This window comes from Roseicella sp. DB1501, assembly GCF_013112485.1.
Classification (GTDB): domain Bacteria; phylum Pseudomonadota; class Alphaproteobacteria; order Acetobacterales; family Acetobacteraceae; genus Paracraurococcus.
In genome coordinates this window covers 221,417-241,459 of sequence record NZ_JABFHG010000003.1, presented here as the reverse complement: position 1 = coordinate 241,459, position 20,043 = coordinate 221,417, and the positions used below count along the sequence as shown (strand labels likewise).

The 20,043-nt window shown below is 71.1% G+C and carries 21 protein-coding genes and 1 pseudogene; 14 read left to right on the top strand and 8 right to left on the bottom strand.

What is annotated here, in order from left to right; genetic code table 11:
• Window positions 1-87: 87 nt before the first annotated feature.
• From sucC to HJG45_RS07400, 10 genes and pseudogenes are all read left to right on the top strand, one after another.
• A pseudogene (sucC, locus tag HJG45_RS07445) lies at window positions 88-1,287 on the top strand (ADP-forming succinate--CoA ligase subunit beta); the annotation flags it as partial.
• A 3-nt stretch (window positions 1,288-1,290) separates the two neighbouring features.
• On the top strand, window positions 1,291-2,175 hold the full coding sequence (gene sucD, locus HJG45_RS07440; protein WP_171611469.1) for a succinate--CoA ligase subunit alpha: 885 nt from the start codon (window positions 1,291-1,293) through the stop codon (window positions 2,173-2,175).
• 217 nt (window positions 2,176-2,392) lie between these two features.
• Window positions 2,393-5,260 (top strand): 2-oxoglutarate dehydrogenase E1 component, encoded by a 2,868-nt coding sequence (locus HJG45_RS07435; RefSeq protein WP_171611468.1) that lies wholly within the window; start codon window positions 2,393-2,395, stop codon window positions 5,258-5,260.
• A gap of 77 nt (window positions 5,261-5,337) precedes the next feature.
• Window positions 5,338-6,609 carry a 2-oxoglutarate dehydrogenase complex dihydrolipoyllysine-residue succinyltransferase gene (gene odhB / locus HJG45_RS07430; RefSeq protein ID WP_171611467.1) on the top strand — a complete coding sequence of 424 codons (1,272 nt, stop codon included), beginning with the start codon at window positions 5,338-5,340 and terminating at the stop codon, window positions 6,607-6,609.
• 294 nt (window positions 6,610-6,903) lie between these two features.
• The gene (locus HJG45_RS07425) at window positions 6,904-7,188 is read left to right on the top strand and encodes a hypothetical protein (RefSeq protein WP_171611274.1); all 285 of its coding nucleotides are present in this window, start codon (window positions 6,904-6,906) and stop codon (window positions 7,186-7,188) included.
• A gap of 126 nt (window positions 7,189-7,314) precedes the next feature.
• Window positions 7,315-8,106: an SDR family NAD(P)-dependent oxidoreductase gene (locus HJG45_RS07420; RefSeq protein WP_171611466.1), complete on the top strand. Its 792-nt coding sequence runs from the start codon at window positions 7,315-7,317 to the stop codon at window positions 8,104-8,106.
• Window positions 8,107-8,364: 258 nt separating this feature from the next.
• The gene (locus tag HJG45_RS07415; protein WP_171611465.1) at window positions 8,365-8,631 is read left to right on the top strand and encodes a hypothetical protein; all 267 of its coding nucleotides are present in this window, start codon (window positions 8,365-8,367) and stop codon (window positions 8,629-8,631) included.
• Between the two features lie 106 nt (window positions 8,632-8,737).
• Window positions 8,738-10,174 carry a cytochrome ubiquinol oxidase subunit I gene (locus HJG45_RS07410; protein ID WP_171611464.1) on the top strand — a complete coding sequence of 479 codons (1,437 nt, stop codon included), beginning with the start codon at window positions 8,738-8,740 and terminating at the stop codon, window positions 10,172-10,174.
• A gap of 3 nt (window positions 10,175-10,177) precedes the next feature.
• Window positions 10,178-11,224, top strand: coding sequence for a cytochrome d ubiquinol oxidase subunit II (cydB, locus tag HJG45_RS07405; RefSeq protein WP_171611463.1), 1,047 nt, complete (start codon window positions 10,178-10,180; stop codon window positions 11,222-11,224).
• Window positions 11,225-11,226: 2 nt separating this feature from the next.
• A complete protein-coding gene (locus HJG45_RS07400) occupies window positions 11,227-11,325 on the top strand; it encodes a DUF2474 family protein (RefSeq protein ID WP_171611462.1) in 99 nt (32 codons plus the stop codon).
• Window positions 11,326-11,352: 27 nt separating this feature from the next.
• On the opposite strand, the gene HJG45_RS07395 is transcribed toward HJG45_RS07400, so the two are convergent.
• Window positions 11,353-12,168: an EcsC family protein gene (locus HJG45_RS07395; protein WP_171611461.1), complete on the bottom strand. Its 816-nt coding sequence runs from the start codon at window positions 12,166-12,168 to the stop codon at window positions 11,353-11,355.
• 51 nt (window positions 12,169-12,219) lie between these two features.
• Here HJG45_RS07395 and HJG45_RS29360 point away from each other — a divergent pair, with 51 nt between their 5' ends.
• Window positions 12,220-12,645, top strand: coding sequence for a hypothetical protein (locus tag HJG45_RS29360; protein ID WP_368040536.1), 426 nt, complete (start codon window positions 12,220-12,222; stop codon window positions 12,643-12,645).
• Complete coding sequence (locus tag HJG45_RS07385; RefSeq protein ID WP_171611459.1) at window positions 12,579-12,962, top strand: molybdopterin dinucleotide binding domain-containing protein; 384 nt, start codon at window positions 12,579-12,581, stop codon at window positions 12,960-12,962. The genes HJG45_RS29360 and HJG45_RS07385 overlap by 67 nt, the downstream gene beginning before the upstream one ends.
• A gap of 9 nt (window positions 12,963-12,971) precedes the next feature.
• Here the strand turns inward: HJG45_RS07385 and HJG45_RS07380 are convergent, their stop codons facing one another.
• The 6 genes from HJG45_RS07380 to HJG45_RS07355 form a co-directional block, all read right to left on the bottom strand.
• A complete protein-coding gene (locus tag HJG45_RS07380; protein ID WP_171611458.1) occupies window positions 12,972-13,361 on the bottom strand; it encodes a type II toxin-antitoxin system death-on-curing family toxin in 390 nt (129 codons plus the stop codon).
• A complete protein-coding gene (locus HJG45_RS07375) occupies window positions 13,358-13,582 on the bottom strand; it encodes an AbrB/MazE/SpoVT family DNA-binding domain-containing protein (protein ID WP_171611457.1) in 225 nt (74 codons plus the stop codon). Before HJG45_RS07375 ends, HJG45_RS07380 begins: the two co-directional genes overlap by 4 nt.
• 92 nt (window positions 13,583-13,674) lie before the next feature.
• Window positions 13,675-14,991 carry an ATP-dependent protease ATPase subunit HslU gene (gene hslU, locus HJG45_RS07370; RefSeq protein WP_368040549.1) on the bottom strand — a complete coding sequence of 439 codons (1,317 nt, stop codon included), beginning with the start codon at window positions 14,989-14,991 and terminating at the stop codon, window positions 13,675-13,677.
• Between the two features lie 10 nt (window positions 14,992-15,001).
• Window positions 15,002-15,577, bottom strand: a complete 576-nt coding sequence (hslV, locus tag HJG45_RS07365; protein ID WP_171611455.1) for an ATP-dependent protease subunit HslV — start codon at window positions 15,575-15,577, stop codon at window positions 15,002-15,004.
• 61 nt (window positions 15,578-15,638) lie between these two features.
• A complete protein-coding gene (locus HJG45_RS07360; RefSeq protein ID WP_171611454.1) occupies window positions 15,639-17,201 on the bottom strand; it encodes a DUF5666 domain-containing protein in 1,563 nt (520 codons plus the stop codon).
• On the bottom strand, window positions 17,173-18,063 hold the full coding sequence (locus HJG45_RS07355; RefSeq protein ID WP_368040535.1) for a DUF6502 family protein: 891 nt from the start codon (window positions 18,061-18,063) through the stop codon (window positions 17,173-17,175). The genes HJG45_RS07360 and HJG45_RS07355 overlap by 29 nt, the downstream gene beginning before the upstream one ends.
• Window positions 18,064-18,171: 108 nt before the next feature.
• On the opposite strand from HJG45_RS07355, the gene HJG45_RS07350 reads away from it, so the two are divergent.
• Both HJG45_RS07350 and HJG45_RS07345 read left to right on the top strand, forming a co-directional pair.
• Window positions 18,172-18,864, top strand: coding sequence for a sensor histidine kinase (locus HJG45_RS07350; protein WP_171611453.1), 693 nt, complete (start codon window positions 18,172-18,174; stop codon window positions 18,862-18,864).
• A gap of 454 nt (window positions 18,865-19,318) precedes the next feature.
• Window positions 19,319-19,690, top strand: a complete 372-nt coding sequence (locus HJG45_RS07345) for a hypothetical protein (protein WP_171611273.1) — start codon at window positions 19,319-19,321, stop codon at window positions 19,688-19,690.
• Between the two features lie 98 nt (window positions 19,691-19,788).
• On the opposite strand, the gene HJG45_RS07340 is transcribed toward HJG45_RS07345, so the two are convergent.
• Window positions 19,789-20,010: a hypothetical protein gene (locus HJG45_RS07340; protein WP_171611452.1), complete on the bottom strand. Its 222-nt coding sequence runs from the start codon at window positions 20,008-20,010 to the stop codon at window positions 19,789-19,791.
• Window positions 20,011-20,043 lie beyond the last annotated feature (33 nt).

Sequence of the window (20,043 nt, the reverse complement as noted above, 5' to 3'; positions counted from 1 at the left end):
GCGCTTCAGCCTTCGAGGCCAGGGGCCGGGACCCGCTCCCGGCCCGTCCCGTTCGGCCGGAACCGGCCAGCAGCCCATGAGGGTCAGCGGATGAACATCCACGAGTACCAGGCGAAAGAGCTGCTGCGCCGCTACGGCGTCGCCGTGCTCGACGGCCATGTGGCCTGGACCCCGGAGGAGGCCGCCGCGGCGGCGGCGAAGCTGCCCGGGCCGGTCTATGTGGTGAAGTCGCAGATCCATGCCGGTGGCCGCGGCGCCGGCCGCTTCCAGGACGACCCGCAGGGCAAGGGCGGCGTCCGCGTGGTGAAATCGGCCGAGGAGGCGAAGGCCGCCGCCGCCGCCATGATCGGCCACACCCTGGTGACCAAGCAGACCGGGCCGCAGGGCAAGCTGGTCTCCCGCGTCTATGTCGAGGCCGGCTGCGACATCAGGCGCGAGCTCTATCTCGGCCTGCTGGTCGACCGCGCCACCTCCCGCCTGACCATCATGGCCTCGACCGAGGGCGGGATGGAGATCGAGGAGGTCGCCGAGCACCATCCCGAGAAGATCCTGAAGGTCGCCGTCGACCCGGCCTCGGGCATCTCCGGCTTCCATGCCCGCAAGCTCGCCTTCGGCCTCGGCCTCGAGGGCAAGCAGGTGGCGAGCTTCACGAAATTCGTGACTGCCCTCTACAAGGCGGTGCAGGACCTCGACTGCGCCATCGTCGAGATCAACCCGCTGGTCGTCACCGGCGCCGGCGAGATCGTGGCGCTCGACGCCAAGGTCGCCTTCGACGACAACGCCCTGTTCCGCCACAAGGACCTCGAGGCGCTGCGCGACGACAGCGAGATGGACCCGAAGGAGCTGGACGCGGTCAGGAACGACCTGAACTACGTCGCGCTCGACGGCGAGATCGGCTGCATGGTGAACGGCGCCGGCCTCGCCATGGCGACGATGGACATCATCAAGCTCTACGGCTCCTCGCCGGCGAACTTCCTCGATGTCGGCGGCACCGCGACGGCCGAGCGGGTGACGGAGGCCTTCCGCATCATCACCTCGGACGCCAACGTGAAGGCGATCCTGGTCAACATCTTCGGCGGCATCGCCAAGTGCGACATGATCGCCTCCGGCATCGTGGCGGCGAGCAAGAACCTCTCCCTCTCCGTGCCGCTGGTGGTGCGGCTGGAGGGCACGAATGTCGAGCGGGGCAAGCAGATCCTGGCCGAGAGTGGGCTGGCCATCATCCCCGCCGACAACCTGGCCGATGCCGCCGAGAAGGTGGTCAACGCGGTGAAGAAGGCGGCCTGAGCCATGGCAATCCTCGTCGACGAGAACACCCGGGTCATGACCCAGGGCTTCACCGGCGCCCAGGGGACCTTCCACGCCGAGCAGGGCATCGCCTACGGCAGCAAGTATGTCGGCGGCGTCACCCCCGGCAAGGGCGGCACCACCCATATCGGCCTGCCGGTCTTCGACACGGTGGCCGACTGCGCGGCGAAGACCGGCGCCGATGCCTCCGTGATCTACGTGCCGCCGCCCTTCGCCGCGGATGCGATCCTGGAGGCGATCGATGCCGGGATCCCGCTCGTCATCTGCATCACCGAGGGCATCCCGGTGCTGGACATGGTGCGGGTGAAGCGGGCGCTGTCGGGCTCGAGCACCCGGTTGATCGGGCCGAACTGTCCCGGTGTCATCACCCCCGATGCCTGCAAGATCGGCATCATGCCGGGCCACATCCACCGGCGCGGCTCGGTCGGCATCGTCTCCCGCTCCGGGACGCTGACCTATGAGGCGGTGGCGCAGACCACGGCGGCCGGGCTCGGCCAGTCCACCTGCGTCGGCATCGGCGGCGACCCGGTGAAGGGCACCGATTTCGTCGAGGTGCTGGAGATGTTCCTGGCCGATGACGAAACGAAGTCGATCGTCATGATCGGCGAGATCGGCGGCCAGTCGGAGATCGAGGCGGCGGAGTTCCTCGGCCGGGAGAACAAGGGCGCCCGGGCGAAGCCGGTCGTCGGCTTCATCGCCGGCGCGACCGCCCCGCCCGGCCGCCGCATGGGCCATGCCGGCGCCGTCATCTCCGGTGGCAAGGACACGGCGGCGGCGAAGATGGAGGCGATGCGCTCGGCCGGGATCCATGTGGCGGAGAGCCCGGCGGCGCTCGGCTCGACCATGGTGAAGGCGCTGAAGGGCTGAGTTCCGCCGCCGGCGATCGCGCCGGCCGCCTCGGGGCGGCGAAAAAGGCGCGGCTGCCATGCGGAAGGGTCCGGAATCGCTGCCGGACCTGCCGCAGCATCGCCACAATGACTATGTTATGCGGCGCGCGGCCCGGTCCCGCCGGGACCGCGCGTTCCTGCGCACAGACCTGAAGGTTGCCGCCGGCCCCTGATGGGCGGCCGGCACGGAGATAGACATGGCCGGAGTCGATATCCTCGCCAGTGCGATGACGGGGGCGAATGCTGCCTTCCTCGCCGATCTCTATGCCCGCTGGGTGGAAAAACCGGACAGCGTCGACCCATCCTTCGCCGAGCTCTTCTCCGCCCTGAACGACGATGCCCGGGCGGTCCTGACGGATGCCTCCGGCGCCTCCTGGGCGCCGCGGCCGCGCGGCGGCTTCGCCCCTGAGCCGGAGGCGCCGGCGGCGCCCAAGGGCCGCGGCGCGGCGATCGATGCCGAGACGGTCCGCGCGGCGCAGCTCGACTCGCTCCGGGCCCTGATGCTGATCCGCAGCTACCGCGTCCGCGGCCATCTGGAGGCGCAGCTCGACCCACTCGGCCTGCAGCGGCCGAAGCCGCATCCCGAGCTCGATCCGGCCACCTACGGCTTCACCGAGGCCGACTGGGACCGTCCGATCTTCATCAACGGCGTGCTCGGGCTCGAGAGCGCCACGGTCCGCCAGATCATGGAGATCTGCCGCGCCACCTATTGCGGTCCGATCGGCGTCGAGTTCATGCACATCCAGGATCCGGAGCAGAAGGCCTGGATCCAGCAGCGCATGGAGGGCGCCCCCTGGACCGGCGCCTTCGACCGGGTGGGCAAGCGGCTCATCCTCGAGCAGCTCACCGAGGCCGAGGGCTTCGAGGCCTTCTGCGCGAGGAAATACGTCTCGACCAAGCGCTTCGGCCTCGAGGGCGGCGAGAGCACCATCCCGGCGGTGCAGGAGGTGATCGCCAGCGCAGCGAAGGCCGGCGTGAACGAGATCGCCATCGGCATGGCGCATCGCGGCCGGCTGAACGTGCTGGTGAACGTGGTGAAGAAGCCCTTCACCCAGGTCTTCTCGGAATTCGCCGGCGTCGGCGCCAATCCGGACGACGTCCAGGGCTCGGGCGACGTGAAGTACCATCTCGGCACCTCGACCGATGTCGAGATCGCCGGCCGCAGCATCCACCTCTCGCTGCAACCGAACCCCTCGCATCTCGAGGCGGTCGATCCGGTCGTGGTCGGCAAGGTCCGGGCGCGCCAGGACATGGCGGGCGACACCCGGACGCGCCGCTCGGTCATGGGCATCCTGCTGCATGGCGACGCCGCCTTCGCCGGCCAGGGGCTGGTCTACGAGACCATGGCGATGAGCCAGCTCATCGGCTACCGCACCGGCGGCACGGTGCACATCGTCACCAACAACCAGATCGGCTTCACCACCGTGCCGGCGCATGCCTATTCCGGCCTCTACTGCACCGACATCGCCAAGTCGGTGCAGGCGCCGATCTGGCACGTGAACGGCGACAACCCGGAGGCGGTGGTCTTCGTCTCCCGCCTCGCCGCGGAGTTCCGCCAGCAATTCGGCACCGACGTGGTGGTGGACATCGTCTGCTACCGCCGCCACGGCCATAACGAGAGCGACGAGCCGGCCTTCACCCAGCCGATCATGTACGGCCGCATCCGCGAGATGAAGACGACGCGGACCCTCTATGCCGAGCGGCTCGCCGCCGAGGGCAGCATCCCGGCCGAGGAATCGCAGGCGGTGCTGGATGCCTTCACCGCCCGGCTGGAGGAGGCGCACCAGGCGGCGCAGACCTTCAAGCCGAACAAGGCGGACTGGCTGGAGGGCCACTGGTCGGGCCTGAAGCCGGCCGGCGCCGGGGATGCGGTCGAGCAGCTCCACTCCACCGCGGTGCCGCTGGAGACGCTGCGCGAGGTCGGCACCGCCCTCGCTCGAGTGCCGGAGGGCTTCGCCGCCAACCCGAAGATCGCCCGCCAGCTCGAGGCCAAGAAGCAGGCGATCGAGAGCGGCGAGGGCATCGACTGGGCGACCGGCGAGGCGCTCGGCTTCGGCACGCTGCTGCTGGAGGGCCACCGCGTCCGCCTCTCGGGCGAGGACGTGCAGCGCGGCACCTTCAGCCATCGGCACGCCGTGCTGGTCGACCAGAAGACCCAGGCCGAATACGTGCCGCTGAACAACATCCGGGACGGCCAGCCGCGCTTCGAGGCCTTCAACAGCCTGCTCTCCGAGTTCGGCGTGCTCGGCTACGACTACGGCTACTCCCTGGCCGATCCGCACACCCTGGTGCTGTGGGAGGCGCAGTTCGGCGATTTCGCCAACGGCGCGCAGGTCATCATCGATCAGTTCATCTCGAGCGCCGAGAGCAAGTGGCTGCGCATGTCCGGCCTCGTGATGCTGCTGCCGCACGGCTACGAAGGCCAGGGGCCGGAGCATTCCTCGGCGCGGCTGGAGCGCTACCTGCAGCTCTGCGCCGAGCGGAACATGCGTGTTTGCAACTTCACCACGCCGGCCAACTACTTCCATGGCCTGCGCCGCCAGCTCAAGGCGAACTACCGCAAGCCGCTCATCGTCATGACGCCGAAATCGCTGCTGCGGCACAAGCTCGCGGTCAGCAGCCTCGCCGATTTCGGGCCGGGCAGCGGCTTCCGTTACGTGATCCCGGAGATCGACGCGATCGCGCCGGAGGAGGAGGTGCGGCGCGTCGTGCTCTGCAGCGGCAAGGTCTATTACGACCTGCTGCAGGAACGGCGCGAGAAGGGCGTGAAGGACGTGGCGGTGATCCGCCTCGAGCAGCTCTATCCCTTCCCTGTCAACTCGTTGCAAACGGCGCTCGCGCCCTACCGCAACGCCGAGGTCGTCTGGTGTCAGGAGGAGCCAGAGAATATGGGCGCCTGGACCTTCATCGACCGGCGGCTGGAGAAGGTCCTGCGGGAGCTCGGGATCAAGGCGCAACGGCCGGACTATGCCGGCCGCAAGGAAGCGGCGAGCCCGGCCACCGGCCTCGCCAAGGTGCATCAGCAGGAGCAGCAAACCCTGGTGCGGGAGGCGCTCGGCCTCTGACGGCCCGGCCCGGGCCATGCATGGCCCGGGCCCGCGCTGCCGGATCACCGACACCTCGCAGGAAGGCGATAAGGACGATGGCGACCGAAATCCTCGTGCCCACCCTGGGCGAAAGCGTCAGTACCGCGACCGTCGCGCGCTGGCTGAAGAAGGCCGGCGAGGCCGTGAAGGCGGACGAGCCGCTGGTGGAGCTCGAGACCGACAAGGTGACGGTGGAGGTCAACGCCCCCGCTGCCGGCGTCATCGAATCCATCGCCGCCGATGAGGGCGCCGAGGTGGAGCCGGGCGCGGTGCTCGGCAGCATCGCCGCCGGCGGTGCCGCCGCCGCGCCGGCCCCGGCCGCCAGGCCGCAGAAGGCCGAGCCCGTCCCTGCCCCGGCCGCCGCGGCGCAGCCCAAGGTGGAGCAGCCGCGCCAGCCGCAGGGCCCGGTCGCGGTGCCCGGCGCGCCAGCGGGCGGCCCAGGGGGCGGTCATGCGCCGCTGCCCGCCGCTGCCAAGCTGATGGCCGAGCGCGGCGTCGGCGCCGAGCAGATCGGCGAGGGCAGCGCCAAGGACGGCCGCATCGCCAAGGGCGACGTGCTCGACTTCCTCTCGCGCCCCGCCACGGCCCCGGCCGCCGCCGCCAAGCCGGCGACGCAGCGCGCGCTCGAGGAGGGCGAGGAGCGGGTGAAGATGACGCGGCTGCGCGTCACCATCGCCCGCCGGCTGAAGGAGGCGCAGAACAACGCCGCCATGCTCACCACCTTCAACGAGGTGGACATGGGCGCGGCGATGGCGCTCCGCACCGAGTACCGCGACGTGTTCGAGAAGCGGCACGGCGTGCGCCTCGGCTTCATGTCCTTCTTCGTGAAGGCTTGCGTCGCCGCGCTGAAGGAGTTCCCGGCGGTCAATGCCGAGATCGAGGGCGACCAGATCATCTACAAGCACTTCGTGCATATGGGCATCGCGGTCGGCGGGCCGAACGGCTTGGTCGTGCCGGTGCTGCGCAATGCCGACCGGATGGGCTTCGCCGAGATCGAGAAGGCGATCGGCGGCTTCGGCAAGCGCGCCCGCGACGGCCAGCTCAAGCTCGAGGAGTTGGCCGGTGGCAGCTTCACCATCACCAATGGCGGCATCTACGGCAGCCTGATGAGCACGCCGATCCTGAACCCGCCGCAGTCCGGCATCCTGGGCATGCACAAGATCCAGGAGCGCCCGATGGTGGTGGGCGGCAAGATCGAGATCCGCCCGATGATGTACATCGCTCTCTCCTACGATCACCGCATCGTCGATGGCAAGGAGGCGGTCAGCTTCCTTGTCCGGGTGAAGGAGAGCATCGAGGATCCGCGCCGGCTGATGCTCGACATCTGAGCCGGAGCGGCGCCGCCCCGAAGGGCCTCTTCCCAGGAGTGCCATAGGGGGTGGCGCCGGCTCCCGCCTGCCTCGCCAGCGGGGCCATCTCCGCATCCGTCAACGGTCTGGCGTTGTTTTCCACCCAAGATGCAGCGTCGCCCCGCCACGGGGCGGTGTTTCAGCGCGCGGTCGCCGCGTCCCACAGATAGCCGACGATCCGTATTTCTGCGGTGCTCGCCGCTGCATTTGCTATCATTCCTGCAAAAGGGTTCGGGGCCCGAGGAGGCGCCGCCCGCCCGGGGAGAAAGTCACATGCGTTCCTTTGAAGGCCAGTTCTCCGACAACCGTCCGCTGAAGCGCACGCGGGAGGAGAAGGTGCGCCTCCTCGCCGAGCTGAAGGAGACGATCCGGACGCTGAAGCCGCATACCTCGCCGGAGCTGCGCACCTCCATCGCCGGCAAGATCCGCGAGCTCGAGGCCGATCTCGCCGCGCCGCCGCCGCCGCCGCGCGAGCGCCGCGTCCCGACGCACCAGCAGGACCAGTTCGGCAACGGTCCGCGGACGCCGCGCCGCCCGCGCCCGCCGCGGGAGTTTTGACGCTTTCCCGCGAAACCGCTGCGCGGCTTCGCGGGAGCCCCGGACAAGGTCCTCCGAGCCGAGGATCGTCCCCTGGACCGGTGCGGCCAGGGCGGGCAGCATGCGGCGGACCGAGGGGAACGTCGCATGCGGCTCAAGGACAAGACGGCCATCATCATCGGCGCTGGGCAGAGTCCCGGCGAGGGCACGGGCAACGGCCGCGCCACCGCCATCCGCTTCGCGCAGGAAGGCGCGCTGGTGCTTTGCGCCGACCGTGACCTCGCCTCGGCCGAGGAGACGGCGCGGCAGGCCGGCAACGGCGCCGTCGCCATCGAGGCCGATGCGATGCGCGAGGCGAGCCTCGCCGCCGCCATCGCCGAGGCGGTGCGGCGCTGGGGCCGGCTCGACATCCTGCACTACAATGTCGGCATGTCGCTCGCGGGCGGCGATGCGCCGCCGACCGAGATCACCGAGGAGGCCTTCGACCGCGTCACCGCGGTGAACCTCCGCGGCTTCGTCATGGCGGTGAAGCATGCGCTGCCGGTGATGCGGCAGCAGCGGGAGGGGGTGATCCTCTCCATCTCCTCCGCCGCGGCCGTCGAGAGCTATCCTTATGTCGCCTACAAGACGACCAAGGCAGCGATGATCGCCTTCACCGAGCAGGTGGCGAACCAGAACGCCCCGCACGGCATCCGCTGCAACACCATTCTGCCCGGGCTGATGGATACGCCGATGGCGGTGGATACCCGCGTCCGCCACACCGGCAAGAGCCGCGCCGAGGTGGCGGCCGAGCGCGACGCCAAGGTGCCGCTGCGGCGCAAGATGGGCACTGCCTGGGACGTGGCGAATGCCGCGCTCTTCCTGGCCTCGGACGAGGCGGGCTTCATCACCGGGGTAGCGCTGCCGGTCGATGGCGGGCGGCTGGTGCAGATCGGTTAGGGCAGGCGAAGCCGGGCTGTCGCCGGCGCTGGCGCCAGGGCAAACTCGCCGTTGCGTGTTCGCTACGACACGCGCTTGTTGACCCCGCAAGCTGGACTGCGCCCCCCTCGCGGGGCTAGGGTAAGGGCATGTCGATGATCGGACCGCGTACCGCGCGAATTACTGGCCCGGCCGCCTGAGCCGCGTTGCCCGGAGGGCGGCGCGTCATGCAGCCGGGTTCGCCTCCCTCCCTTCGCGCCTCATCTCGGAGCCACTCCGATGTCCGACCTCGTCGCAGCCCGATTCCATGTCACGGCCGATGTTTCCCCCGGCCTCCTGCCGCGTCTCCTGCAGCCTCTCGCCAAGCGCGATCTCGTCGCCGACATGTTCCATGTGGAACGTGAGGGCGAGTTGATGCGGGCCGAGTTGGTCCTGCACGCCATGCCGGCCGAAATGGTGCATCTCGTCGCCGGCAATCTCGGCCAGGTGGTCGGCGTGCATGCGGTGCAGACCGAGCTGCCGGCGCCGTTGCGCGCCGTCGCCTGATTACGCGGTCTCCCGCTCCCGCCTTCGTGACGGGAACGCGGGATCGGCGGGCGGAACGCTGGCGACCCGGCACGACTAACCTCGCATAGCCGAGGGGCTTGGTTTGATGCTTTGGGACGTCTTCCCCACCGCGCTCGATCTTGCGCGCTTCCAGTTCGCTTTCACCGTCACTTTCCACTTCCTCTTCCCGGCCTTCACCATCGGCCTCGCCAGCTATCTCGCGGTGCTGGAGGGGCTGTGGATCTGGACCGGGCGGGCCCTCTATCTCGACCTGTTCCGCTACTGGCTGAAGGTCTTCGCCGTGAACTTCGCCATGGGCGTCGTCTCCGGCATCGTCCTCTCCTACCAGTTCGGCACCAACTGGTCGGTCTTCTCCGACCGCACCGGCCCGGTGCTTGGGCCCTTGCTCGGCTATGAAGTGCTGACGGCCTTCTTCCTGGAAGCCGGCTTCCTCGGCGTCATGCTCTTCGGTCTCGGACGCGTCGGGCGCGGGCTGCATTTCGCCGCCACCTGCCTGGTCGCCATTGGTACGCTGATCTCGGGCTTCTGGATCCTCGCGGCCAATTCCTGGATGCAGACGCCGGCGGGCTACGTGCTCTCGCCGGAGGGCCGCTTCCTGCCCGACGACTGGTGGGAGATCGTCTTCAATCCCTCCTTCCCCTTCCGCTACCTCCACACCATCACCGGCGCCTATCTGACCACGGCGATGATCGTGGGCGCGGTGGGCGCCTTCCACCTGCTGCGCGACCGGGCGAATGCGCGCGCCCGGGTGATGTTCAGCATGGCGATGTGGATGGCCACCGCCGTCGCGCCGGCCCAGGCGGTCTTCGGCGACATGCAGGGTCTCTGGGCGGTGCACTACCAGCCGCAGAAGGTGGCGGCGATGGAGGGCCATTGGGAGACGCAGCGCGGCGCGCCGCTGCTCCTCTTCGGCCTGCCCGACATGGAGCGGCAGGAGACGCGCCTCGCCCTCGGCATCCCGCGCCTCGGCAGCCTGATCCTGACCCATGAATGGGATGGCGAGGTGCGCGGGCTGAAGGACTTCCCGCCGGAGGCGCGGCCGACCAACGTGCCGCTCGTCTTCTGGTCCTTCCGCATCATGGTCGGGCTCGGTGTGCTGATGATCGCGCTCGGCATGGTCTCGCTCTGGCTGCGCTGGAAGCGGGCGCTGCACGAGCGGGACTGGTTCTTGCGCTGGGCGCTGGCGATGGGCCCCTCCGGCCTGCTCGCCGTCACCTTCGGCTGGATCACCACCGAGGCGGGGCGGCAGCCCTATACCGTCTATGGCCATCTCACCACGGCCGAGAGCGTCAGCCCGATCGCCCTGCCGGCCGTCGCCACCTCGCTCGTCCTCTTCATCGTGGTCTACTTCGTCGTCTTCGGCGCCGGCATCTGGTACCTGTTCCGGCTGTTCCGCCATCCGCCCGAGGCGGAGGAGCGCGGCGCCGAATCCGAGCCGCCGATCCGCAGCGCCGGCATCACGCCCGCGCCCTCGGTGAACCCCGACCGGGCCGCCGAGGCCCGGCCGCAGCCGGCGGAGTGACCCATGTCGGCCGAGACCATCGCCACGATCTGGGCCTTCCTGATCGCCACCGCCGTCTTCCTCTATGTCTGCATGGACGGCTTCGACCTCGGTGTCGGCATCCTCTTTCCCTGGATCCACGGGAAGGAGGACCGCGACCTCGCGGTGAACACCGTCGCCCCGGTCTGGGACGGCAACGAGACCTGGCTGATCCTCGGTGGCGGCGGCCTCTTCGCCGTCTTTCCCCTCGCCTACGCGACGATCATGCCGGCGATCTACATGCCGATCATCGTCATGCTGCTCGCCCTCGTCTTCCGCGGCGTCGCCTTCGAGATGCGCTTCCGCGCCGCGACGCCGGGGCAGCGGGTGTGGTGGGACCGCTCCTTCTCCGGCGGCAGCTACGTGGCGACGCTGGCCCAGGGCATCGCCCTCGGCGCACTTGTGCAGGGCGTCGAAGTCGAGGGCCGGGCCTATGCCGGCGGCTGGTGGGACTGGCTCTCGCCCTTCTCCATCGTCACCGGCCTCGCCCTCCTCGCCGGCTACGGGCTGCTCGGCGCCTGCTGGCTGGTCTGGAAGACCGAGGGCGAGATGCAGGAGCAGGTGCGCCGCCTGGCGCGCGGGCTCGGCTGGCTGACCCTCGGCTTCATCGCCCTGGTGAGCGCCGTGGTGCCCTTCCTGCTGCCAGCCTTCCGTGACCGCTGGTTCGATTTCCCGGCGATCCTGGCGGCCCTGCCGGTGCCGATCCTGGTGGTGGTGCTGGCCTGGCGGCTGTTCCGCGGCCTCGACGAGGCGGGCGGCGGCCGCGAGCACCGGCGCGTGGTCTGGCGCGACGGCATCCCCTTCGCCTGCGCGCTCGGCCTGTTCTTCCTCGCCTATACCGGGCTCGGCATCTCGATCTGGCCAACCATCGTGCCGCCGAGCATCACCATCTGGGAGGCGGCGGCGCCGCGGGACTCGCAGCTCTTCCTGCTGGTCGGGGCGGCGGTGCTGATCCCGGTGGTGCTGGCCTATACCGGCTATGTCTACTGGCTGTTCCGCGGCAAGGTGAAGGCAGGCGAGGGATACCACTGAGGATGGGCCGCCGCCTGCTGTGGTTCCTCGCCCTCTGGGCGGCGGGCGTGCTCACGGTGGGCGCGGTCGCCCTGGTGCTCCGGGCAGTGCTGCGGGGCTGACCCGGGCGCGCCGCCACTCCGTGGATATCACCCGATCGGCCGCTCGCGCAGCCGCTCATAGGCCGCGCGCACCATGGCCGGGCCGTGGCGCCGCTCCAGCCGCCGGACGGTGAAATGCGCCCGGGCGACTCCGCGGAAATGCTCGAGGAAAGCCAGGTTCACCGCCACGCCGCCGGCCGCGCCCACCACCGGCGCCGCCTGGGCCGAGAGCTTGAAGGCGACCGGCACCCCGAAGCGGGCGGCGATGGCGCCGAGGAAGCCCGGTAGGAACTGCGCCACGCCGCGCCCGACCGCGCTCTTCACCGCCTCGGCCAGGGCCAGGCGCAGTGCGAAATAGCCGCTTTCCGTCTCGTCATCCTCCGGATTGCGGCCGCCGAGGGCGAAGACTTTCAGGCATTCCGCCTGCACCAGCGGGTCCGAGAGGTCCTCCCCTTCCTCGGCCGCGATCGCCGCCACCTGGCGCAGCAGCAGGGTGGTTGAGACCGGCAGCTCCATCAGCGTCCCGGGCAGGCCGAGCGCCCCGCCGGCCGCGCCCGAGGCGGCGAGCAGCCCGCGATGCAGCCATTCCCCCGACAGCCGCGTCGGGTTGCGCTCCGGCCCGCTCCGCAGCGCGGTGCGCAGGGCAACGACCAGCGCCCGCCGCACCGCGCCGTCGATCATGCTCTGGGCGCCCCTGGGCAGGCGGCGCTTCAGCGCCTCCACCGTGCCGCCGACCAGGGAGGCGAGGCGGACCGGCAGGGAGGTCCCCTCCAGCACCACCACGGCGGCATCGAGCTCGGCCAGGGCCACCTCGGGCAGGGCAACCTCGGGCAGGCTGGGGGCGGGGAGACGGGTGTCGTTCATCGCGGTGGCAACAACCTTCGGGGATGGCGTCGGGTTCGCCCGACCGTCAGGATGTGGGGAAGCCCCGGGAGACGTGCCATGGATGGCAGCCTTGCTCCCGCGATGATTCGCACCGCCTGCCCGCATGATTGCCCGAGCGCCTGCGTGCTGGAGGTGGAACGGCTCTCGCCCGCCCGCATCGGCCGCGTCCGCGGCTCGGCCAGCTACGACGACACGGCCGGCACCTGCTGCGCGAAGGTCGCCCGCTATGCCGAGCGGGTGCACCATCCCGGGCGGCGGCGGTCGAGGCGGGTTTCCTGCCGGTCGCGGTCGACATCCCCTCGGGGCCGGATTTCGCCGGATTCCCGCAGCCCGACGGGCGCTTTCGCTTCCGGCCCGACTGGGCGGCGCTCGGCCCCTATGGGGCGGAGATGCCGCGCCTGCCGAGCTATTGGCAGAAGCTGGAATGGGCCGGGCCGGAGGCGCCCTTCCGCCTGATCACCCCGCCGGCCCGCAGCTTCCTCAACACCAGCTTCACCGAGACGCCGGGCTCGCGGAAGCGGGAAGGAGCGCCGCGGCTGCGGGTGAACCCGCGCGATGCGGCGCGGCTCGGCATCGCCGACGGGGCGCGGGTGCGCATCGGCAATGCCCGCGGCGCGCTGACCCTGGCGGCGATGCTGTTCGAGGGGGTGCTGGCGCTGGAGGGCATCGCGCCCAGCGACGCCTTCCCCGAAGGGATCGGCGTGAACTCATTGTGGGCGCCGGCGGGCGGCGCCTTCCACGACATCGCGGTGTGGCTGCGGCCGGCGGAGTAGGCCGGCGGCTCAGCCCCGCGGCCGCGTGTTGTCGCGAAGCCAAGCGGCGAATTCAGCCTCCGGCAGCTCGCCGGCGGCGAGGTCGAGCATGACGACGACGCATTCGGCATCGCCCGCCACCAGGTCGAGGCCGTTCAGTAGCAGGAAGGTCTCGACGGCGACGAAGGCGGTCCGCTTGTTGCCATCGACGAAGGGATGGTTGCGGGCGAGGCCGTAACCCAGCGCCGCGGCCAGGGCCGGCAGGTCGGGCGCGCCATAGGCAGCGAGGTTCCGCGGCCGGGCCAGCGCACTTTCCATGAGCCCGGCATCCCGGACGCCCTCGCCGCCGCCATGCTCGGCGAGCTGCTCCTCATGGATGGCAAGGATGACGTCGGGCGAGAGCCAGACCGGCTGGCTCACTTCGCCAGTTCGCGCAGCACGGCCCGGCGGCGTCGCATCACCTCGCGCGCCGCCTCCATCTGCCGATTGAATTCGGGATCCTGGCGGACCACCCGGAAGCCATCCGGCGTCTCGACCACCTGTACCGTGTCGCCCTCGCCCAGCCGCAGCCGGGCCAGCAACTCCTTCGGCAAGACCACGCCCACCGAATTGCCTATCGCCCGCAGCTTCAGGGTCGCCATGACACTCTCCCGCCGGCCCGGCCCACCCGGACCGTGACCACAAGAGTTATAACGCAGGGCCGGCCCGGGCCGCAAGCGCCATCCGGCCGCCGCTACAGGATGTAGCGGCTGAGATCGGCGCTGCCGGCCAGCGGCGCCACCTTCTCCTGCACATAGGCCGCGTCCACCGGCACGCGCTCGCCCGGGCGGTCGGAGGCGGTGAAGCTGATCTCCTCGAGCAGCCGCTCCAGCACCGTCGCCAGGCGCCGCGCGCCGATATTCTCGACCCGGGCATTGATGTCGGCGGCGAGGTCGGCCACGGCATCCACCGCATCGGCGCCGATCTCGAGCGTGACGCCCTCGGTGCCGAGCAGCGCCACGTATTGCTTGATGAGCGAGTGCTCGGGCTCGGTCAGGATGCGGCGGAAATCCTCGCGGGTCAGCGCCGAGAGCTCGACGCGGATCGGCAGCCGGCCCTGCAATTCCGGCAGCAGGTCGCTCGGCTTGCTCAGGTGGAAGGCGCCCGAGGCGATGAAGAGGATATGGTCGGTCTTCACCGGCCCGTGCTTCGTCGTCACCGTCGTGCCCTCGATCAGCGGCAGCAGGTCGCGCTGCACGCCCTCGCGGCTGACATCGCCGCCGCGCGTGCCGTTCTCCGAGCCGCGGGCGATCTTGTCGATCTCGTCGAGGAAGACGATGCCGTTGTTCTCGGCATTGGCGACGGCGTCGCGCGTGAGCTGCTCCTGGTCAAGCAGCTTGTCGGCCTCGTCCTTCAGCAGCACCTGCCGCGCCTCGGCCACTGTCATCTTGCGCGGCTTGGTCCTGCCGCCGAACATCTTGCCAAGCATCTCCTGCATGTTCTGCATCTGGATGCCCTGGGCGCCCGGCAGGTCGATCATGCCGAGCGGCGTGCCGCCGGCATCGCTCACCTGCACCTCGATCTCGCGGCTCTCGAGCTGGCCCTCGCGCAGCATGCGGCGGAACTTCATCCGCGTCTCGCCCGAGGCGCCCTCGCCGACCAGCGCCGTCACCAGCCGTTCCTCGGTGGCGAGCTCCGCCTTGGCCTGCACCCCGCGGCGCGACTGCTCGCGCATCTGGGTGATGGAGACCTCGACCAGGTCGCGGACGATGCTCTCCACGTCGCGGCCGACATAGCCGACCTCGGTGAACTTCGTCGCCTCCACCTTCAGGAAGGGAGCGTTGGCGAGCTTCGCCAGGCGGCGCGCGATCTCGGTCTTGCCGCAGCCGGTCGGGCCGATCATCAGGATGTTCTTCGGCACCACCTCCTCGCGCAGCGCCTCGGGAAGCTGCTGCCGCCGCCAGCGGTTGCGCAGCGCGATCGCCACGGCGCGCTTCGCGTCGTTCTGGCCAACGATGTAGCGGTCGAGCTCGGAGACGATCTCGCGCGGGGACAGGTTCACGGCTTCCACGGACATCGGTTCAGGCGGCTTCCAGGGTTTCGAGGGTGACGTTGCCGTTGGTGTAGACGCAGATATCGCCGGCGATGCGCATGGCGCGGCGGCAGATCTCCTCGGCCGAGAGGTCCGGCACCGGCAGCAGGGCGCGCGCCGCGGCGAGGGCGTAATTGCCGCCCGAGCCGATGCCGATCACCGCATCCTCCGGCTCCAGCACGTCGCCCTGGCCGGTCAGCAGCAGCGAGCGGCGGGCATCGGCGACGGCGAGCAGGGCCTCCAGCCGCCGCAGGTAGCGGTCGCTGCGCCAGTCCTTGGCGAGCTCGACGCAGGCGCGCTCGAGCTGGTCGGGGAAGCGCTCCAGCTTGGCCTCGAGCCGCTCGAGCAGGGTGAAGGCATCGGCCGTCGCACCGGCGAAGCCGGCGAGCACCTTGCCGCCGGCGATGCGGCGCACCTTGCGGGCATTGCCCTTGACGACCGTCTGGCCGAGCGAGACCTGGCCGTCGCCGGCCATGGCGACACGGCCATCCTTGCGGACCGAGAGGATGGTGGTGCCGTGCCAGCCCGCATGGTCGGGCTGGCCCTGGATGGAATGGGCAGACATGGGGGCGCATGTGGCCCCTTCCCGCCGCCAGGGCAACGGGCAGCCGCCCGGCGCTCCCGTTTCAGCGCCCGCGACCGCCGAAGCCGCCCATCGCCCCACCGCCCATCGCCCCACCGCCCATCGCCCCACCGCCCATCGCCCCACCCTGGCCGCCAGGCCCGCCCAACCCGGCGCCTGACCCAGGGGAAGACCCAGGGGAGGAACCAGTGCCGGCACCGAAGCCGCCATCCCAGCCGCCCCGCACCCCGCCTGCCCCATCCAGGCCGAGGCTGCGGTTCGGCATCGGGGCCGGGCTCATCGCGTCCGGGCCCGGCCGCATCGGGGCATCGCCGGCCGGACCTGGGCGGGACCCGCCCGGTTGGGCCTCGCCAGGGCGCACCTCGGACCCGCTGGACCGCAGCCCCGTCGCCCGCAGATCGCCGGTCGCTAGACGTTCCAGGGCGACGACGACCCGCTCAGGCCCTCGCCCGGGCAGCAGCGCGGCCCCGCCGGGCGGCGCGGCCAGCGCCAGGCCCGGCCCGAGGCGCAGGCGGCCACCCTCGGCGATGGCATAGCCCTCGAACAGGATCCGGCCGGTGCCCGGCGGGAAGAGCGCCGCCGGGTCCGTCGCCAGCGGATCGGGGGCGATGGCCGCCGCCCGCAGCGCGCCGCCGGCATAGCGGCCGGAGACCGAGACCGGGAACGGGAACGGGACCGAGGCCAGGACCGGACCGGCCGCCCCCGCCGGATGCACCGCCAGGCCGCCGACCCGCCAGCCATCGCCGTCGCGGGCGAGGCGGCCATGCACCGTCACTGGCCCCGGCCGGCGCGGGTCGAGCCGGGTCGCCTGCACCACCCCATCCGGCCGCGGCAGGCCGCTCACCGCCACCCAGTCGCCGGGCCGCGGCGCGGCCAAGCCAAGGGTCGAGGGCGTGACGGCGACGCGCTGCCCGGCCACCCGCAGCAGCCCGTCGGTGCCGACCGCCTCGACCGGGCCGGAGACCTCGTGGCGGATGCGGATGCCCTGCGCCCGCAGCGCCCGGCCCGGCCCGGCCGCCTCGACCAGCGCCACCTGCCCAGCCCGCAGGGCATCCGGCGCGGCGGCCACGCCGTCGAGCAGCACCGGCAGGCCGGCCTCCAGCGCGACCTCCTGGCCGCCGAGGCAGATGCTGGCGAAACCGGTGATGACCGCGACGATACCGGTGCCGCCGATGCCGCGATCGGCCTGGCGGATGGGCGGGGCGCCGGTGCCGCCGATGCCGCGATCGCCCTCCGCCGCCGCGCCGTCGATGCCCGTGCTGCCGATGCCCGTGCTGCCGATGCCCGTGCTGCCGATACCCGTGCTGCCGATGCCCGTGCTGCCGATGCCCGTGCTGCCGATGCCCGTGCTGCCGATACCCGTGCTGCCGATACCCGTGCTGCCGATACCCGTGCCGCCGATGCCCCGCTCGGCCAGGCGCGGCGGGAGGGTATCGGGCGGCGGACCGCCATCCGGGCCAGTGCGGCAGACGCCGCCCGTGGCCGAGGCGGCGACGGGCGGGGCTGCGGGCGGCGCGGGCGGCGTGCAGCCGGCCAGCAGCGCCAGGAGGAGCCGCGCGGCATGCCGGCGCAGCGCCTCAGCCGGCGGCACCGGGGCCTTCCTCACGGAGGGGGCCGTCCTCCTCAACATAGAGATAGACCCCGAGATTGACCCGCCGCGTCGGCGGATCGCCAGGGGCGCCCGTCCCATCCTCGGCCTCGGCCAGGCTGAGCGCGAGGCGGTTGAGCTCGAGCAGCATGCGCTGCGCCGCCTTGCGCCCCTCGGCTTCCAGCCGGGCCGCGGCGGCGGGGCCGAGCCGGTCGTAATGCAGGCTGCGCTCCAGGAAGGGCGGCCCCTCCCCAGCCAGGAGATTGCCGGCCGCCGCCGCGATGTGGTCGTGCAGATTGCGGGCGAAGTAGTAGAGCTGCGCCTCGCTGCCGGGCGGCGGCAGGAAGGCGGTGGCCCGCAGGCAGACCCGGCCGGCCGCATCCAGGGTGACGAGCCCCTGGCCGAGCCAGTCGTCCAGCACCGCGCGCGGCCGCACGTCGCGGGTGACGGAGGTCACCAGGCTCTCGAAGGACGGCGCCAGCCCGCTGCGCGGCAGGGGCAGGGGCTGCCCGGCGGTATCGGTGGTGGCCGGCGCGCCGAGCCAGCGCGCCATGATCTGGGTATCGAGCGTCACCACCGCCGGCTGTGCGAGCGGGTCCGGCGCGCGCTGGCGGCGGAGTTCCTTGCGATGGATGCCGGTCAGCAGGCTGATCCTGCTGTCGGTGCGGGTGCGCGGTTCGGTCAGCAGGTCGTGCCGCGCCACCTCCACATAGAGGCCGCGCAGCAGGCCGGAGAGCACCGGGAAGGTGATGCCGCGGCGGATCAGCAGGCGCACCAGCGGCCGCAACAGCCGCGCGAGCGGGCTGAGCAGCAGGTTCGGGGACGCCGCGGCGCGGTCGGAGGAGGTGGCGGGGATCGGAATGGGTCCTGTGGGGAGCACGAATGTAGAGTGCTTTGCGTGTGGGACAAAGACCCACATTCTGCTTGACGTGGGAAATTAGCCCACATATTTCTCGCGGGCCGACCATTCACGCTCATGACCGTGAGGATGACCCAAGCCTTGCTCAGCCTCGCCAGCGCCCTCGCCCCCGGACCTGCCCCCGGACCTGCCCCGGTCGCCGACGGCCTCTTCCCGCGACTGACGGCGACGGAGTTCCGCCAGCTCCGGCACCAGACGAAGAACGCGCTGCAGCGCATCCTCTTCATGATCGACGCGCATCCGGCCCTGCGGCAGACCGAGGCGAGCCGCGCGGTCGCGGCGGATCTGCACCGGCGCATCCTGCTGACGGCGGAGATCTCCGACGCGCTCTTCGGCCTGACGCATGAGCCGGCGCCCTTCGCCGAACGTCTCGCCGGGCTTTGCGAGGCGATGACGGCGCTGCTCGGCGCGCCCGGGCAGGATATCCGGCTGCGCCTCCGGCTCGCCGAACCTTGCCCCGAGCCGCTGCAGGAGGCGGTGCTGCGGGTGGCGCATGAGCTGGTCGGCAATGCCGTCAAGCACGGCCTGTATGCGCGGCTCGCGGGCGAGATCGAGGTGCGGCTGGAGAATGACGGCAGCGAGCTGCGCCTGCTGGTCCTCGACGATGGCTGGGGCTGGACGGAGCCCATGGTCGCGGGCGAGGGGCTGTCGCTCGCCCGTGTCATCGCCACGCGGGAGGCCGGCCGCGTGACGCTGGATCGCAAGGGCAACCGCACGGTGGCGATGCTGGCCCTGCCTCTGGTGGATGCCCCGGCTGGATAAAGGGGATCGCGGGAGGGCGTGAATGCCTGGACGCGCGGGGCCCCTGCGCTGCCCTCGCCACCCCGGCCCGCATCCCCTTCGATGGGAGGCCGCCGAAGCAGGAGCGGGTTGGTCAATCCGGGAGCGTCGCAACTTCGTCGCGCGAACTCCACCTTAAAAGAACTTATTCGTTGATGTGGGATATGATCCCACATATAATACTTGAATGCATCGCATCCGAACGACCAATCACATGGACAGCTCCGGATGTGTTCCCTGCCCGCAGGGAATGGCGGAACCGCGACCACTATAATACAAAGCCCACTACAGAGAGCCAATATCCCTTGGGGATACATGGCCTTCCTTCAACAAGGGTGCCAGGGATCAGGGCGAATTCTCGAATTCGCCTCGCCCGCCGGTTTCCGCGCGATGTCATGCCGACCCGGGCACCTGTCTTCTTACGGAGAACCATTCCATGGCGGACACCACCAGCACGGCCACCACCGAAGCCACGGACCCGACCTCCACCGCCGATACGACCACCACTCCCACCCTGCCGCCGGCCCGGCCGACTGCTCCGCCGGGCGCCGTTGCCTTGGGCGATCACCCGCCCGGCGGCCTCGGTGGCCATGCCTTCGTCTTCGGCCCCGGCCATGGCCCGGATCACCACCTGCCGCCAGCCGGCAGCAAGGAGGATGCCGGCGTCGGGACGGACGGCACCAATACCGCGGAGACACCGGAGACGGGCTCCGACACCGGCTCGGAGACGGCTGCCGCGCCGCCGGTCGAGACCGGGGACGGCCACCCGATGGGTGTCCCCTTCGCGCACGACGCGCTCTTCGCTTGAGACAGGCGGCGCCGGCACCCCGCCGGCGCCGCTGCTCGCGGTTTTCAGGCAGGGCCGGCCAGTGGACGACCAGTGGACGACCGGCTTGGCCCCTGCCTCTACCAGGGCTCGCCGAAGGGGACTGCGCGGATCTGCGCCCGCAGGCGCTGCCAATGCCGCAGCATCCAGCGGCCGCAGCGCCGCGCCAGTTGAGCCCAGCGCCCGGCTCGTGCCTCGGGCCGCGCCTCGGGCGGCCGCGGCAGCACGACCGGCGCCCGCCGGCGCGCCATGCGGGCCTGGCCCTGCCGGTTCGGCCGCCGCGGATGGACGCGCGGCATCATGCGCGGTGCAGGTCCGGCAGGACGGCAAGGCAG